Source organism: Saccharothrix sp. DSM 118769 (assembly GCF_052936295.1).
In genome coordinates this window covers 8,663,952-8,679,095 of sequence record NZ_CP193627.1, presented here as the reverse complement: position 1 = coordinate 8,679,095, position 15,144 = coordinate 8,663,952, and the positions used below count along the sequence as shown (strand labels likewise).

The following is a 15,144-nucleotide window of genomic DNA, read 5'->3' as shown; positions in this document are numbered from 1 at the left end:
TGGTGACGGCGCGGTGGTGATCAGGACCGTCCAGGTCGGACTGGGCGCGTGGGGCACCGACTGGGCCGTGCGCGTGCTGCCCGAGGCGCCGGAGCTGGCCGCGGTCGGCTTCGTGGACACCGACCCGCTGCGGCGCGCGGAGTTCACCGCGCTGACCGGCACGCCGGCGTCGGCCGCCGTCGACTGGTCGGCCGACTTCGACGCGGTCCTGGTCACCACCTCCCTGGGCGCGCACGCCCCGGTGGCGCGGGCCGCCCTGGAGGCGGGCCGGCACGTGCTGCTGGAGAAGCCGCTCGCGCTGGACCTGGCCGAGGCGGTGTCGCTGGTCGAGCTGGCCGAATCGCGCGGCCTGGTGCTGCTGGTGTCCCAGAACCACCGCTTCTTCCCGGCCGCCGCGGTCGCGGAGGAGGCGTTGCGGCACGTCGGGCAGGTCCGCAACGCCCGCGTGTCCTTCCGGCGGGACCACCGCTTCCAGGCGCTCGGGCCGTCACCGGACACCTCGGTCCTGCACCAGGTCGCCGCCCACCACTTCGACCTGGTCAGGTACCTGCTGGGCGAGGTCGCCGCCGTCACCGCCCACCGCTGGCGGCGGGGCCAGGACCCGGACGTGCTGCTGTCGTCGTTCTCGGCGACCCTGGAGCTGGCCGGCGGCGCGCTGGTCGAGTACAGCGCGTCGACCAGCAGCCAGGCGACGACGACCCCGTGGTCCGGCGAGTGGGTGGTCGAGGGCGACGGCGGCACCGTGGAGTGGTCGGGCGAGAGCCGGGTCAACCTGTCCCGCGTGACGGTGCACCGGGCCGGCCTGCCGCCGGAGACCGTGCCGGTGGAGGCGCTGCCGTCGAAGGCGGGCGTGGGCGACCGGGTGGCCGTGGTGCGGGACTTCGCCGACGCCGTCCACGAGGGCCGGGCGTCGGCGCTGTCCGGTCGGGCGAACCTGGGCACGCTGGCCGCGCTGCTGGCGGCGTGGGACAGCCTCCAGCGGGGCGGCGCCCGCGTCGAGGTGCGCGTGCCGGGGTGAGGCGGTGACCGGGTGGTCCCGCCACCGGGGGTGCGCAGCCTCGGGCTCACCGTCCCGGGTTCACCGTCCTGGGCGCACCGCCGCCGAGGGCGTCGCGCAACCGCTTCAGCAGGCCGTCACCGGCGCTGATGACCTCGGGAACCGCCTCGGTCGGCCCTCTTGACGTAACTTTGCTTAACCGCTTAACTAAGTTCCATGCGCCACGCACGCGAGCCGGTCGCGCTCGCCCTCGACATCGGCGGCACGAAGCTCGCGGCGGCCCTGGTCGGGGCGGACGGCGCCGTGCTCGCCCGCCGCGCCGCGCCGACCCCCGCCGGGGACGCGGACACCGTCTGGCGCGGCCTCGCGGGGGTCGCGACCGAGGTGCTCGACCACGCCGCCGCCCTCGGACGGGAGGTCCTGGGCGCGGGCATCGCCTCCGCCGCGCCGATGGACCTGCGCACGGGCACCATCAGCCCGGTCAACATCCCGGGCTGGCGCGACTTCCCGATCACCGCCCGCGTCGCCGCGCTCGTCCCCGGCCTGCCGGTCCGGCTCGGCGGCGACGCGCTGTGCATGGCCCTCGCCGAGCACCGCCACGGCACCGGGCGCGGCAGCTCGTGCCTGCTCGGCATGGTCGTCTCCACGGGCATCGGCGGCGGGTTCGTCTTCGACGGCCGACCCCACTTCGGCACCACGGGCAACGCCGGGCACGTCGGCCACTTCGTGGTCGACCCCGCGGGCCCGCCGTGCGGGTGCGGCGCGCGGGGCTGCTCGGAGGCCGTCGCCAGCGGGCCGTCGATGGTGCGCTGGGCGCTGGAGCAGGGCTGGCGACCGCTCGGCGGCACGGCCGACGGCATCGCGCTCGCCGCGTCGGCCCGGGCGGGCGACCCCGCGGCGCGGGCCGCGTTCCGGCGCTCCGGGGAGGCGGTCGCCCGCGTCGTCACGGTGGCCTCGGCGCTGTGCGAGATCGACCGGGTGGTGATCGGCGGCGGCGTGGCGCAGGCGTGGGACCTGCTGGGACCCGCCGTGGTCGAACCGCTGGCCGCCTACTCGGGACTGGACTTCATGCGCCGGGTCGAGGTGCGCCCGGCGACGCTCGGCGTGGACTCGGGCCTGATCGGGGCCGCCGCGCTGCTCGCGGTCGACGCGGTCGACGCGGTGGGCGCGGTGGGCGCGGTGGGCGCCGTCGACGCGGTCCGGGCGGCCGGCCCGGCCGGCGCGAGTGGCGTGGACGGGCGGGTCCCGTCGCTGCCGGTGGTGATCTGACCGTGCGGGGGAGCGCTGTGCGCAGGCTGGACGCCGTCGTGCGGGAGTACCACTGGGGTTCGCGGACCGCGCTGGCCGGGATGCGGGGCGAGCCGTCGCCGAGCCCGGTGCCGCAGGCCGAGCTGTGGGTCGGCGCGCACCCCGACGACCCGTCGCGCCTGGCGGACTGCGGGGTGCCGCTGGACGTCCACCTCGCCGCCGACCCGGCCGGGCTCCTCGGCCCGGAGTGCCTGGCCGCGTTCGGCCCGAGGCTGCCGTTCCTGCTCAAGGTGCTGGCCGTGGACGCGCCGCTGTCGCTCCAGGTGCACCCGGACCGCGAGCGGGCGAGGACCGGGTTCGCCGAGCGCGGCTACCGCGACGACCGGGCCAAGCCCGAGGTGCTGGTGGCGCTCACCGACTTCGAGACGCTGTGCGGGTTCCGCGAGCCCGCCGCGACCGTGGCGCTGCTCGACGCCCTGGGCGTCGCGGCGCTGGGCCCGGTGCGCGACGCGCTGGCCGCGGGCGACACGGCGGGAGCGCTGCGCCGGGCGCTGCACGGGGGAGCGGACGTGGTCGACGAGGTGGCGCGGGCGGCGGCGGGGGTGCCCGCGCTCCGGCACGTCGCGGACCTGGCCGGGGTCCACCCCGGTGACCCGGGCGTGGTCGCGGCCCTGCTGCTCGACGCGGTCACGCTGGAACCGGGCCAGGCCGCGTACGTGCCGGCCGGGGTGCTGCACGCGCACCTGCGCGGCGTCGGCGTGGAGCTGATGGCCAACTCGGACAACGTCCTGCGCGCCGGGCTCACGTCGAAACCCGTGGACGTGCCGGGGGTGCTGGAGCTGGTGGACCACCGCGCCGGACCGGCGGGGCTGCTGGACGGCGAGGTCGACGGTCCGGTGAGGACGTACCGGACGCCGGACCCGGAGTTCCGGCTGCACGCCGTGCGGGCGGGGGCCGTGCTGCCCGGCCGGGGGCCGCAGCTCCTGCTGTGCACCGGCGGTTCCGTCGTGGTGACCCGCGCCGGCGAGGCGGTCGCGCTGCGCGGCGGCGAGTCGGTGTTCCTGCCGCACGACGAGCGGAGCGCGGCGGTGGTGGCCGGCGACGGCGAGGCGTTCTGGGCCACCGTCGGGGGGTGAGCGGTGCGCGCGGGTGCGGCGGCCGGGAGGACCGCCGCACCCGCGCGGGGACTCACTGGAAGTTCACGTCACTGCACAGGTAGTACGCCTGGTCCATGTGGCTCGCCTGCCAGATGGTGAACACCACGTGCCGGCCGGTGCGGCTGCCCGCGTTGACCTGGGCCTGGTAGAGGCCGGTGGTGCCGTAGCGACCGGTGGACGTCACGAGCTCCAGGTCGCTCCAGCGCAGCGGCTGGGTGGCCGTGTTCACGCCCTGGCGGGTGATGTAGACGCGGAGGTAGTCCGCGCCGTGCTTCGCCTGGTCCGTGATGGTGAGCGTGAACTGGCGCGGCTTGGTGGTGGTGTTCCACGCGCCCACCGCGTCCAGCGACCGGTACCGGCCGCTCTCGGCGAGACCGCCGCTGCACAGCTGGCCGTTCGCCAGGGCGCCCTGGTGGTTGCCGCCGACGCCGTTGCGGTACAGGCCGTTCCAGTTCCACATCGTGTTGGGGTCGGCCTTCCAGGCCTGGGCGCACATCGGGTCCGTCTGGCCCATGTTCGGGTTCAGGTGGTCGCTGCCCCAACGCTGGTAACAACCGTAGTTGCGCGAGGGCGGGTCGGTCACGGACCCGTGCGCACTGGCCACGCCGGTGGTGCCGATCAGGGCCACGACCGTGGCGGCGAGGACCGCCAGGACCGAGGTGAAGACGCCGAGCACAGTGCGGAGACCGCGTCGGAAGGTCATGTGTGTCCTCCACGTTGAGGATTGACGACTACCGGACTGGGAGCGCTCCCAGATCCCAAGGTAGCGAACCGGGCACGTTCTGTGAACCCCATCCGCGCACGAAGGATTTGCGCGGCCGGCGTGCTCCGAACGGCCCACCGGCCCGCCTGCCGCAGCCGGCGGGCCACGCCCCCGGCGGTCAGCGGTAGTAGCCCTCGACCGCCGCGCGCGCCTCCTCGTACAGGTCCGGTCCCTCCGTCGGCACGGCGGGGAAGCCACCACCCGGCTTGAGCGCGTTCAGCTGCTCGCCGGACAGCGCGAACACCACGCGCCCCAGCCCGGAGCGCGCGATCGCGCCCGCGCACATCCCGCACGGCTCGCAGCTGGTGAACATCGTCGTGCCCGCCGCGACCGCGGGCGCCAGCTCCCGCGCCGCCCACCGGGCGAGCTTCAGCTCGGGGTGCGCGGTGATGTCGTCGTCGGTCACGCTGGTGTTGCGCTCCTCGGCCAGCACCCGGCCGTCCGGGCCGACCAGCAGGGAACCGAACGGCGGGTCGCCCGCCGCACGGGCCTCCCGGGCCAGCTCCACCGCGCGCCGCAAGCTCATCCGAACTCCTTCCGCACGGTCGCGAGCGCCTGCCACGCGACCTCCGGGTGCCGCGTCTCGGCGGGGTCGCCGACGAACGGGTCCAGCACCACCTCTTCCGCCCCGGCGTCCCGCAGCGCCGCCAGGTCGGCCACGACCTGCTCGACCGTGCCCTCGCCGAGCAGCCGGCCCTCCCCGGCCGGCTCGGGCGCGAGGCGCAGCAGGACGCGCGGGGCGAGCGCGGGCGCGGGCCGCCCCTCCTCCTCGGCGAGCGCCCGCAGCCGCGCCACCGCGTCCCGGTGCGCGGCGGGCGTCATGCGCAGCCCGTGCCACGCGTCGCCGAACCGCACGGCCCGCCGCAGCGCCGCGTCGGAGTGCCCGCCCACCCACAGGGGCACCCCCGGCGCGTGCTCCCGCACCACCGCCAGCCCCTCGTCGGTGAGCCGGCCGCGCGCCCCGAACGGCACGCCCAGCGCCGCGTACTCCTGCCGCGCCCAGCCGACGCCGACGCCCAGCGCGAACCGCCCGCCGGACAGGTCCGCGAGGTTGGCCGCCATCCGCGCCACCAGCAGCGGGTGCCGGTAGGGCAGCACGACCACGCTCGTGCCCAGCCGCAGCCGCGAGGTGACCCCCGCCAGCCACGCCAGCGCGGTGAACGGCTCGTAGAACGGCGCCGGGTACTGCTCGGCGACGTCCGGGGTGATCACCACGTGGTCGGACAGGAAGAGGGAGTCGAAGCCCAGCCCCTCGACCGTCAGGGCCCAGCTCCGCAGCACCTCCGGCGAGGTTCCGGGGCCGAAGTTCGGGACGTTCACACCGATCCGCACCCGGTCAAGGCTAGGCCCGGCACCCCTGTCGGCTGAAGGGATCGTCCACGGTCCTTCGGGCCGGACGCCGGGAGAACCCCGGTACTTTCGCGGGATGACCGTGAACCTCGACCCGACCGACTGGGCGATCCTCGCCGAGCTCCAGCGCGACGGCCGGGTCGCGCTCACCGAGCTGGGCCGCCGGGTCAACCTCGGCGCGTCCGCGACCACCGAACGCCTCCGCCGCCTGGAGTCCGCCGGCGTCGTCACCGGCTACCGCGCCGAGGTCGACCTCGGGAAGGTCGGCTACGCCGTGCTGGCCGTGGTGCGGCTGAAGTACCCCGGCAACCGGCACGAGCCGCTGCACGCGCTGCTCGCCGAGCGCGGCGAGGTGCTGGAGTGCCTGCGCACCACGGGCGACGACTGCTACGTGCTCAAGGTCGCCGCCACGTCGATGGCGCACCTGGAGCGGGTCGTGGACGAGCTGATGGCGTTCGGCAGCACCACCACGAACGTCGTCTACGGCCAGGCCCTGCCCTACCGGGGCGTGTCGGCGCCGGACGCGCCCCGGTAGGAGGAGGCTCACCGCCAGGGCGTCACGGTCCCGCAGCCGGCGGGCTGCGCGGCGCACCGCCCCCCCGGACCGATCTCGGCCAGCAGCCTGCCCCCCGCGTCGTAGGCGCGGACCGCGCCGATCGTGCTCGTCTCCGGGATCTCCCAGGTGCTCGGGTGCTCGACGTAGGCGACGAACGTGCCGTTGGCGACGGTCGCCGGCACCGTCTCGCCGCGGCGCTCCCAGGTCACCGAGGCGACGTCCGCCGAGACGCGGCCCGCCACGTACTCGACGCCCGGCGCCCCGCGGTACTGGGCCCTGTTGCCGGGCACGTCGCCCCCGGCCCGGCTGCTGTTGACGTCGAGCTCCAGCGACCCCCGCACCAACCGCAGGTCGATCCCCGCCGCCATCCCCGAGTTGTAGGGCATCGAGGGGCCGCCGACGGTGCAGTCGAGGGCCGTGTCCTCCGTGTAGACCAGGGCGAAGTCGCCGAGGGCGCCGCGCAGGTACTGGTAGAGCCTCGGCGTGCCGCCCACGCCCGCGATGGCCCGGCAGCCCTCCCCGATCTCGGCCTCCCGGCCGGGCGGGAGACCGGTGACCACCGGGTCGGCCCCGGGGAGCTTCGCGGGCGTGCTCGTCGTCGTCGGCCCGGCCGTCGTCACCCCGGTCGTGCCGGACGCGGCCCCCGGGTTCCCGGGGCGCTGCCACGTCGTGACGGCGACCAGCGCGACCGCGGCCGCCACCGCGACCCCGGTGACCAGGGGCGCGTACCGCGGGCGGCGGCGTCCGCCCCCCGCGACGGCCCGCTCCAGCTCGGCGCGGATCTCGGCCTGCCGGCCGGGCGGCAGGTCCCGGGCCGGGGGGAGTGCGCTGTTCATCGGTCCTCCAGGGACATCGCGGGGACGGTGTCGACCGACTGCGGACCGAGCCTGCGGGTCAACCTGGCCTTGGCCTTGCTGACGCGGGCCCGCACGCTGCCCTCCGCGATGCCGAGCACGGCCGCCGCGTCCGCGTAGGACACCCCGGACCACACGCACAGCGCGAGCGCCTCCCGCTCGTTGCGGGGCAGCTCCTCCACGGCGGCCAGCAGCACCGCCATCCGCCGCTGGTCGTCGACGCGCTCGGCGACGAGGTCGGCGTGGTCGGGCACCGGGACCTCCGCGGGGGCGCGCCGGAACAGCCGCAGCCGCCGCGCCAGCGCGCGCCGGTCGCCGCGCACCACGTTCGTCGCCACGGCCAGCAGCCACGGCAGGGCCGAGTCGTGCTCCAGCCGCAGCCCGTCGCGCTTGCGCCAGGCCAGCAGGAAGGTGTTCTGGAGGTGGTCCTCGGCGGCCGTCCACGACGCGGTCAGCCGGAAGCAGTGGTTGTAGACCGCCTTGGCGTGCCGGTCGAACAGGACCCCGAAGGCGTGCCCGCTGCCGGCCGCGGCCTGCGCCCAGAGCGCCCTGTCGTCCGGCCCGCGCTCGCGGGGGTCATCGGTCGTCATGTCCCGTCAGTGCCCGTTCGGAGGGGGAGTGTTGCCAGACCGCCCCACCCGGGCCGCACGACCGGGTGGGGCCGCCGCCGGCGCGGGACCTCGACGTTGAGGTCCCCGGGCGTCGCGTGAGCGCTCACGCGGTGCCCGTCCACGCCGGCGACGGCCCTCCGGTCCCGGCAACGCCCGCCGCCCGTGCGCCGCCGGGACGTCCTGACCTGCTAGTAGACGTACGGCCAGCCGGCCGAGTCGTACCCGAGCAGGTTGATGCCCAGCAGGGACCTGCCGTTGTCCGCGTAGTAGTGGTACGCGATGACGTCGGCGTCGCTGTCGGTGAACACGTCCTGGTGGCCAGGCCCGTGGACGCCGCCGTGGCCCGCCAGCACCTCGGTGCCGCCGCCCGAGGTCAGCGCCACCCCGTTGCGGTCGACGAACGGCCCGTTCGGGCTGGTCGACCGGCCCACCACCACCCGGTACGTGCTCGCCGCGCCCTGGCAGCAGCGGTCGAACGACACGTACAGGTAGTGCCAGGAGCCGCGCTTGACCAGGGTCGGCGCCTCGATCGCGCCGCCGCCCCGCCCGGCGATCGAGCGGATGGCGCTGTCGTAGCGCTTGCCCGTCGAGGGGTTCAGCCGCACCTGCTTGAGGCCCGACCAGAACGAGCCGAAGTTCAGCCACCAGCGGCCCGAGTCGTCCACGAACAGGTCGGGGTCGATGGCGTTGAAGTCGTCCGACGTGCGCGACTCGACCACCAGCCCCTGGTCGGTCCACGAGCCGGCCGCGCCGGTCGCGGAGGTGGCCAGGAAGATCGCCGACCGGTTCGAGCCGAACGTGGAGGCCGAGTAGTAGAGGTGGTAGCGGCCGTTCAGGTAGGACAGGTGCGGGGCCCACAGGTTGCGGCTGCCGCCGGTGTACGAGGTCGTCCACGGCGCGCCGCCGGGGAACACCTGGCCCGCGTCGCGGAAGGCGGTGCGGTCGGTGGAGGTCTTGAGGGCGATGTTGTCGCCGGTGTGCGCGACGAGGTACGTGCCGCCCGGGGTCTTGACGAACGACGGGTCGTGCACGCCGACGTCGCCGGTCACGACACCGGGGTTGGGGTAAGCGGCCGGCGCCTCGTCGGCCGGCGCCTCGCCGGTCAGGGCGGTCGCGCCCAGCGCCAGCGACGCGGCCAGCGCGATCAGGGTTCGGCGGAGGACCCGGGAATTGCGCAGAGTCATGCGTCGCCTCCTTGCGAGCAGGATTCTGGGAACGCTCCCAGGTCGGACGGTAACGCATTGCCTTCACTGCCGGCAAGCGCTTTCCAACCTACGGCACGTGGTGCCGTTCACCCCGCTGAACAGGGCGAACGGCACCAGTGGACGCGTGCGTCGTCGAACGCGTCGAACAGGGCGGGACCGGTCAGGAGTGCGGGCAGGTGTCCCGGTACTCCGAGATGGCCGTGCCGCGCGGCGCCGGGCACAGGAACTGCTCGTAGCGGGTGTCGTCGTCGATGAACCGCTTGAGCCAGGAGATGCTGTACTTCGCGATGGTGGTGTTGGAGGTGTTGGGCGCGAAGTGGCTCGCGCCGGCCAGCTCCAGGTACGCCTTGTCCAGGGTGGACGGCAGTCCGGTGTAGAACCGCTCGGAGTGCGTGGTCACCGACGCCACGGAGTCGTCCTCCGCGCCGATCACCAGCGTGGGCGTCTGCACGCCCGGCCAGCTCTTGGTGGTGTTCCAGGCGGTCAGCGGGATCGACGCCTGGAGGCTCGGGCGGTCCTTCGTGGCCTCCAGCGCGCCGCCGCCGCCCATCGAGTGGCCCATGACGCCCAGGCGGTTCGGGTCGATCCGGGAGCGCACGGAGCTGGACCGGGTCAGGTAGTCCAGGGCCGCGAGCAGCTGGTCGCCGCGGGACGAGGGCTGGTCGTAGCGGGAGTTGGTGTCGATGGTGAACACGACGAAGCCCTGCGAGGCCAGGCGCGGGCCGAGCCAGGAGATGCTCGACTGCGCCGCGGTGTAGCCGGGCGAGATCGCGACCGCGCCGAAGGTGCCCTCGGCGGTGCTGGTCGGGTAGTAGATGGTGCCGCCGCCGAACCCGGACGCCGCCAGGGACGAGACGGTGGTCTGGGCGGTGGCGAACGGCCCGCGAGCGGCCTCGATGGTGGCCGTGGTGGGCGCGGGACCGCGCTCGTAGGGGTTGTCGGCGGCCTGCGCGACCGCGGTGGGGGAGGTGAGGGCGACCGCCGCGGCCAGGACCAGGGCGCGGCGGGACAGGGGTGACCTCATGATGTGCTCTTTCGCGATCGGGAAGGACTTGGCGGATGAGTCCTCAGTGGACGTTGCTTCCCGAGGTGGAATACTGCCGCGCTATCTACTCCAGAGTCAAGTAACGGTGGTCACTTAACCGGTGAAGTCGTGATTCGGCGTCTCGGCAGAAGGTGAATGTGAAAAGGAATCACGAATGCCGGGACGCGTGTTGTTCCGGAACAACTACCTGCGCGGAAGCGCTCTCACCCACTTGACCGGAACCGGTACCGGAACGAGGATCGGGCCCGACAAAGCCGTCGCCCTGACGAACGGAACACCGATGTCCCGCAGATCCCTGAGCGCCGCGCTCGCCGCGGTGCTCGCCGCCGGCCTCCTCACCGGAGGCGTGGCCAGTGCCGCCCCGGACCCGAAACCCCGCCAGCCGGTCATCGGGGAGCCGCGCACCGAGCACGGCTGCGCCCGCATCGAGAAGACCCTGCCCACCCTGTCCGACTGGCCGAGGGTCGACAGCCGCGTCGACTCCAGCGCGGCCGACGAGCGGCGGGTCAAGAAGATCGTCGAGAGCATGACCCTGGCCGAGAAGGTCGGCCAGATGACCCAGCCGGAGATCGCCGCGATCACCCCGGACGAGGTCCGCGAGTACGGCATCGGGTCGGTGCTCAACGGCGGCGGCTCCTGGCCGAACCGCGACAAGCACGCCCCGGCCGACGCGTGGCTGTCGCTGGCCGACGCCTACTGGGACGCCTCCAGGGCCACCCGCACGAAGGTGCCCGTCATCTGGGGCATCGACGCCGTGCACGGCAACAACAACGTCTACGGCGCCACCGTCTTCCCGCACAACATCGGCCTGGGCGCGGCGCACGACCCGTGCCTCATCCGCGACGTGCACGAGGCCACCGCCGAGCAGATCCGCGCCACCGGCCAGGACTGGGCGTTCGCGCCGACCCTGGCCGTGCCGCTGGACGACCGCTGGGGCCGCACCTACGAGGGCTACTCCGAGGACCCGCGGATCACCCGCGCCTACGGCTACGAGGCCACCATCGGCCTCCAGGGCAGGAGCAGGCGGAACGTCGGCGTGCTCGCCACCGCCAAGCACTTCATCGGCGACGGCGGCACGATCGGCGGCAAGGACCAGGGCGTCAACCCGGCCTCGGTCGCCGAGATGATCAACGTCCACGGCCAGGGCTACTACGGCGCGCTCGCCGCCGGCGCCCAGACCGTGATGGTGTCGTTCAACTCGTGGAACAACGAGGGGGCCGGCATCGCCGAGGGCAAGCTGCACGGCAGCGAGCTCGCGCTGAACGACATCCTCAAGGGCAAGATGGGCTTCGACGGCCTCGTCGTGTCCGACTGGAACGGCATCGGCCAGGTCGCGGGCTGCACCAACGCCTCGTGCCCGCAGGCGATCAACGCCGGCATCGACGTCGTCATGGTGCCGAACGACTGGAAGGCGTTCATCGCCAACACGATCGCCCAGGTCGAGGGCGGCCAGATCGCCATGTCGCGGATCGACGACGCGGTGACCCGCATCCTGCGCGTCAAGCTGCGCTCGGGCGTGCTGGACGGCGAGAAGCCCTCGGAGCGCCGCCACGCCGGCGACGCCGACGCGCTGGAGGCCCGCGAGGTCGCCCGCGAGGCCGTCCGCAAGTCGCAGGTGCTGCTGAAGAACAACAACCGCACGCTGCCGCTGGGCAAGCGGTCCAAGGTGCTGGTCGTCGGCAAGTCCGCCGACTCGATGCAGAACCAGACCGGCGGCTGGACGCTGACCTGGCAGGGCACCGGCAACACCAACGCCGACTTCCCGAACGGCCAGACCGTCCTCGGCGGGCTCAAGGAGGCGCTCGGCGAGGCGAACGTGGTGTTCAGCGAGACCGGCGACGTCGACCCGGCCGGGTTCGACGCGGTGGTCGCGGTGATCGGCGAGACCCCGTACGCGGAGGGCGTCGGCGACATCGGCAAGCGCACGCTGGAGGCCGCCAAGCTGTACCCGAACGACCTGGCCGTGCTGGACAAGGTCAGCGGCAAGGGCACCCCGGTCGTCACCGTCTACGTGTCGGGCCGCCCGTTGTACGTGAACAAGGAGCTGAACCGCTCGGACGCGTTCGTGGCGGCGTGGCTGCCCGGCACCGAGGGCGGCGGCGTCGTCGACCTGCTGGTCCGCGGCCGGCACACCTACCCGGGCTACACCGGCACGCTGTCCTACTCGTGGCCCAAGTCGGCGTGCCAGACGCCGCTCAACCCCGGTGACGAGGGCTACGACCCGCTGTTCAAGCCCGGCTACGGCCTCAAGAGCTGGTCGCACCGGAACATCGGCGCGCTCGACGAGTCCTCGCCGGAGTTCGGCTGCTCCGGCGGCGGTGGCGGCGGGGTCGCGACCGAGGACCTGGAGCTGTTCAACCGCATCGACGTGGCGCCGTACAAGAGCTTCATCGGCTCCCCGGACAACTGGAGCGGCACGGAGCTGGGCCCGGACGCCGAGGCCGCGCACACCAACATCACCGTGGTGCCGGCGGACGTGAACGTGCAGGGCGACGGCCTGAAGACGACCTGGACCGGCTCCGGCGCCGGGCAGCTCTACCTCCAGGACCCGGCGGGCGGCAGCGACCTGCGCGGGTACGTCAACGCCCAGGCGGCGCTGGTGTTCGACGTGGTGGTGCACCAGGCGCCCGCGGCGCGGACGGTGATCAGCACGCACTGCACCTACCCGTGCTTCGCCGAGGTCAACGCCACGAACGTGTTCACCGGGCTGCCGACGGGCGTGAGGTCCACGGTCAAGGTCCCGGTCGCCTGCTTCGAGCAGGGCGGGCTCGACCTGGAGAACGTCAACACGCCGTTCCTGGTCTACACCGAGGGCGCGTTCCAGGCGTCGTTCGCGAACGTGCGGTGGGTGCCCAAGGCCGCCGCCGACCCGGACGCGAAGACGTGCGCCGAGCTGACCGGCTGACCCCGGCCTGACCGGGCACGACGAGGGGGCGGGACCCGCACGGGCCCCGCCCCCTCCCGCGTGTCCTGCGCTCGCGACCCGCGTGTCATGCGTTCACGCCCCGCGTGTCATGCGCCCAGGCCGCGCGTCCACTCCACGACGGCGCGGTGGTAGTCGGGGGCGTTCGGCGCGTAGTTGATCGAGTGCCCGTAGCCGTGCAGCACGAACGCGCTCAGGCGCGCCGCCGGCGAGAAGTACGGCGCCTCCGACGCCCGCAGCGCCTCGCCGGACGAGCAGTCGCTGCCCAGCGGCAGCCCGCAGAAGTGGTTGTCGTCGCCCACGACGACCATCACCGGCGCGTCGACCAGCCGCGTGAAGGGGCTGACGACGTTGTTCAGCACGATCGTGTCCACGGCCTCGGTGGTGGCGAACACGTCCTTGGTCGACTCGTCGAAGTCGATCGCCCCGGGCACCAGCGCGCCGGGGACGTGGAACGACCCGTAGCGCTTGCCCGCCCCGGTGGTGAGGTAGCCGAGGTCCAGCCCGTGCTCACGGCGCAGCACCGGGTCGAGCGCCGCCGGGATCATGCCCGCCAGCACGGGCAGCACGGTGATGAGGTTCATCCGGTGCGTGAACCCGGTGACGAGCACGCCGTCCACGTCCCGGTGCAGCCCGGCCTCGACCAGCGCCATGGCCGCGCCGATGGAGTGCCCGCCGACGACGACCCGGGAGAACCGCGGTCGCAGCGTCCGGATCACCTGGTGCACCGCCTGGGCCTGCGTGGTCGCGGTGACCAGCGCGCTCAGCGGCTTCGAGCTGCGGCCGGTGCCGAGGCGGTCCACGGCCAGCGTCGCGATGCCCGCGCCGTTCATCGCCCGCCGGTAGGAGCGGGTGCCGGGCTCGTAGGCGACGTCCCAGTACGAGCGGTTGTAGGTGCCGCCGGGGATCAGCACCTGCACGGTCGACGCGCCGGTGGGCGCGCACAGCGTCCCGGCCATCGACTGGCCGGTGCCGGCCACGGTCACCGGCACCCGGACCTCCTCGCACGACACCGCGGCGCCGGCGGGGGTGGGCACCAGGCAGAGCCCGGCTGCGAGCAGCACGGCGGCGAACGACCGGGAACGGGACCAACGCACGACTGAACGACCTCCATCGGGGGTTCGGGGCTAGCGGGGGACCGCCGTCATCAGCAGGCCGCTGGGGTAGGCGGCGGAGGTGAACCTCGTCCGGACGGGCCTGCCCGGCACCGGCGCCAGGCGCCAGCGGGCGAGCACGGTGGCGAGGGTGACCACGACCTCGGTGCGGGCGAAGGCGTTGCCGAGGCACTGGCGCGCACCGGCGCCGAAGGGGACGTACCCGCCGCGCGGCACGTCGGCGGTCGCCCAGCGGTCGGGGTCGAAGCGGTGCGGGTCGGGGAACACGGCGGGGTCGTGGTGCAGGGCGTGCGGGCTGACGATCACCTCGGTGCCGGGCCGCACCGCGACCCCGGCGAGGTCGACGGGCGCGGTGGCGCGGCGCATCAGCACCCACACCGGGTACAGCCGCAGCACCTCGTCGACGACCCGCCCGGTGAGCACGAGCCGCCCGACGTCGGCGAACGCCGGCGGTCGCCCGCCCAGCACGTCGTCGACCTCGGCGAGCAGCCGCTCCTCGACCGCCGGGTGCCGGGCGACCTCGTGGAACGCCCAGGCCAGGGCCAGCGCCGTGGTCTCGACGCCCGCGGTGAGCAGGGTGAGCACCTCGTCGTGGACCTGCTCGTCGGTCATGCCGTCGCCGGAGTCGTCCCGCGCGAGCAGCAGCGTGGACAGCAGGTCGCCGCGGTCGACGCCCTCGACCCGCCAGGCGGCGATGACGTCCACCACGACCGCGCGCATCCGGGCGACGGCCCGGTCGAACTCCCGGTTGCCGGGCAGCGGCAGCGCCTCCACGAACGACGGCGACAGGGCGCGCACCATGCCCTGCTTGATCACCGTGAACACCGACCGCCGCACCTCGGCCACGGCCGCCGCGCCCAGCTCGGTGGAGAACAGCGCCTCGCCGACGACGGCGGCGGCCAGCTCCTGCATGTCCCGCTCGACGACCCGCACCCCACCGGGCCGCCACGACGCGGTGAGCGCCGCCGCCGCGCCGGCCATCACCCCGGTGTAGCGCTCCAGGCGCTCGCGGTGGAACGCGGGCTGCACGAGCCGCCGCTGCCGCAGGTGGAACGGGCCGTTCGACAGCAGCAGCCCGTTGCCCAGGTACGGCTGGAACTTGTCGAACATCGCGCCTTTGCGGAAACGCGCGCCGTCGGTGACGAGCACCTGGTGCGCGAGTCGAGGGCTCGTCACGAAATAGGTCTGCACCTTTCCGAGATCAACCCGCACCACCTCGCCGTGATCGCGCAGTGATGAGGTGAACGCGTGCCGCTTGCGCAACATCTCCAGGCTGTGCCCGAGCAACGGCAGTCGACCGGGTGCCACCGGGACGGCCAT

General features: G+C 74.1%; 14 protein-coding genes. 5 read left to right on the top strand and 9 right to left on the bottom strand.

Annotated elements, in window-relative coordinates; translation table 11 throughout:
- Positions 1-13 precede the first annotated feature (13 nt).
- From ACRAKJ_RS36910 to manA, 3 genes are all read left to right on the top strand, one after another.
- On the top strand, positions 14-1,018 hold the full coding sequence (locus ACRAKJ_RS36910) for a Gfo/Idh/MocA family oxidoreductase (RefSeq protein WP_438922942.1): 1,005 nt from the start codon (positions 14-16) through the stop codon (positions 1,016-1,018).
- 195 nt (positions 1,019-1,213) lie between these two features.
- Positions 1,214-2,266, top strand: a complete 1,053-nt coding sequence (locus ACRAKJ_RS36905) for an ROK family protein (RefSeq protein ID WP_438922941.1) — start codon at positions 1,214-1,216, stop codon at positions 2,264-2,266.
- 17 nt (positions 2,267-2,283) lie between these two features.
- Positions 2,284-3,381 carry a mannose-6-phosphate isomerase, class I gene (gene manA, locus ACRAKJ_RS36900; RefSeq protein WP_438922940.1) on the top strand — a complete coding sequence of 366 codons (1,098 nt, stop codon included), beginning with the start codon at positions 2,284-2,286 and terminating at the stop codon, positions 3,379-3,381.
- Between the two features lie 52 nt (positions 3,382-3,433).
- Here the strand turns inward: manA and ACRAKJ_RS36895 are convergent, their stop codons facing one another.
- The 3 genes from ACRAKJ_RS36895 to ACRAKJ_RS36885 form a co-directional block, all read right to left on the bottom strand.
- Positions 3,434-4,105: a lytic polysaccharide monooxygenase gene (locus tag ACRAKJ_RS36895; protein ID WP_438927009.1), complete on the bottom strand. Its 672-nt coding sequence runs from the start codon at positions 4,103-4,105 to the stop codon at positions 3,434-3,436.
- A 178-nt stretch (positions 4,106-4,283) separates the two neighbouring features.
- Complete coding sequence (locus tag ACRAKJ_RS36890) at positions 4,284-4,691, bottom strand: deaminase (protein WP_438927010.1); 408 nt, start codon at positions 4,689-4,691, stop codon at positions 4,284-4,286.
- A complete protein-coding gene (locus ACRAKJ_RS36885) occupies positions 4,688-5,497 on the bottom strand; it encodes an LLM class flavin-dependent oxidoreductase (protein ID WP_438927011.1) in 810 nt (269 codons plus the stop codon). The genes ACRAKJ_RS36890 and ACRAKJ_RS36885 overlap by 4 nt, the downstream gene beginning before the upstream one ends.
- Positions 5,498-5,591: 94 nt before the next feature.
- Here ACRAKJ_RS36885 and ACRAKJ_RS36880 point away from each other — a divergent pair, with 94 nt between their 5' ends.
- A complete protein-coding gene (locus ACRAKJ_RS36880) occupies positions 5,592-6,050 on the top strand; it encodes an Lrp/AsnC ligand binding domain-containing protein (protein ID WP_438927012.1) in 459 nt (152 codons plus the stop codon).
- 8 nt (positions 6,051-6,058) lie between these two features.
- Here the strand turns inward: ACRAKJ_RS36880 and ACRAKJ_RS36875 are convergent, their stop codons facing one another.
- From ACRAKJ_RS36875 to bdeA, 4 genes are all read right to left on the bottom strand, one after another.
- Complete coding sequence (locus tag ACRAKJ_RS36875) at positions 6,059-6,907, bottom strand: hypothetical protein (RefSeq protein ID WP_438927013.1); 849 nt, start codon at positions 6,905-6,907, stop codon at positions 6,059-6,061.
- Complete coding sequence (locus tag ACRAKJ_RS36870; protein WP_438927014.1) at positions 6,904-7,515, bottom strand: sigma-70 family RNA polymerase sigma factor; 612 nt, start codon at positions 7,513-7,515, stop codon at positions 6,904-6,906. The genes ACRAKJ_RS36875 and ACRAKJ_RS36870 overlap by 4 nt, the downstream gene beginning before the upstream one ends.
- Positions 7,516-7,724: 209 nt before the next feature.
- Entirely contained in the window at positions 7,725-8,720 is a 996-nt protein-coding gene (locus ACRAKJ_RS36865; protein WP_438926499.1) for an arabinan endo-1,5-alpha-L-arabinosidase, read from the bottom strand.
- A 181-nt stretch (positions 8,721-8,901) separates the two neighbouring features.
- Entirely contained in the window at positions 8,902-9,783 is an 882-nt protein-coding gene (gene bdeA, locus ACRAKJ_RS36860; RefSeq protein ID WP_438926506.1) for a bis(hydroxyethyl) terephthalate hydrolase, read from the bottom strand.
- Between the two features lie 283 nt (positions 9,784-10,066).
- Here bdeA and ACRAKJ_RS36855 point away from each other — a divergent pair, with 283 nt between their 5' ends.
- Complete coding sequence (locus ACRAKJ_RS36855; RefSeq protein ID WP_438926500.1) at positions 10,067-12,691, top strand: glycoside hydrolase family 3 N-terminal domain-containing protein; 2,625 nt, start codon at positions 10,067-10,069, stop codon at positions 12,689-12,691.
- Between the two features lie 107 nt (positions 12,692-12,798).
- Here ACRAKJ_RS36855 and ACRAKJ_RS36850 read toward each other — a convergent pair whose 3' ends face one another.
- Both ACRAKJ_RS36850 and ACRAKJ_RS36845 read right to left on the bottom strand, forming a co-directional pair.
- Complete coding sequence (locus ACRAKJ_RS36850) at positions 12,799-13,806, bottom strand: alpha/beta fold hydrolase (protein WP_438926501.1); 1,008 nt, start codon at positions 13,804-13,806, stop codon at positions 12,799-12,801.
- 30 nt (positions 13,807-13,836) lie between these two features.
- The gene (locus tag ACRAKJ_RS36845) at positions 13,837-15,144 is read right to left on the bottom strand and encodes a cytochrome P450 (RefSeq protein WP_438926502.1); all 1,308 of its coding nucleotides are present in this window, start codon (positions 15,142-15,144) and stop codon (positions 13,837-13,839) included.

Excerpts from the sequence above, each read along its gene's own strand:
- ACRAKJ_RS36905 (WP_438922941.1), top strand. The coding sequence starts at position 1,214 with ATGCGCCACGCACGCGAGCCGGTCGCGCTCGCCCTCGACATCGGCGGC.
- ACRAKJ_RS36895 (WP_438927009.1), bottom strand. The coding sequence starts at position 4,105 with ATGACCTTCCGACGCGGTCTCCGCACTGTGCTCGGCGTCTTCACCTCG.
- ACRAKJ_RS36890 (WP_438927010.1), bottom strand. The coding sequence starts at position 4,691 with ATGAGCTTGCGGCGCGCGGTGGAGCTGGCCCGGGAGGCCCGTGCGGCG.
- ACRAKJ_RS36880 (WP_438927012.1), top strand. The coding sequence starts at position 5,592 with ATGACCGTGAACCTCGACCCGACCGACTGGGCGATCCTCGCCGAGCTC.
- ACRAKJ_RS36875 (WP_438927013.1), bottom strand. The coding sequence starts at position 6,907 with ATGAACAGCGCACTCCCCCCGGCCCGGGACCTGCCGCCCGGCCGGCAG.
- ACRAKJ_RS36870 (WP_438927014.1), bottom strand. The coding sequence starts at position 7,515 with ATGACGACCGATGACCCCCGCGAGCGCGGGCCGGACGACAGGGCGCTC.
- ACRAKJ_RS36865 (WP_438926499.1), bottom strand. The coding sequence starts at position 8,720 with ATGACTCTGCGCAATTCCCGGGTCCTCCGCCGAACCCTGATCGCGCTG.
- ACRAKJ_RS36855 (WP_438926500.1), top strand. The coding sequence starts at position 10,067 with ATGTCCCGCAGATCCCTGAGCGCCGCGCTCGCCGCGGTGCTCGCCGCC.
- ACRAKJ_RS36845 (WP_438926502.1), bottom strand. The coding sequence starts at position 15,144 with ATGGCCGTCCCGGTGGCACCCGGTCGACTGCCGTTGCTCGGGCACAGC.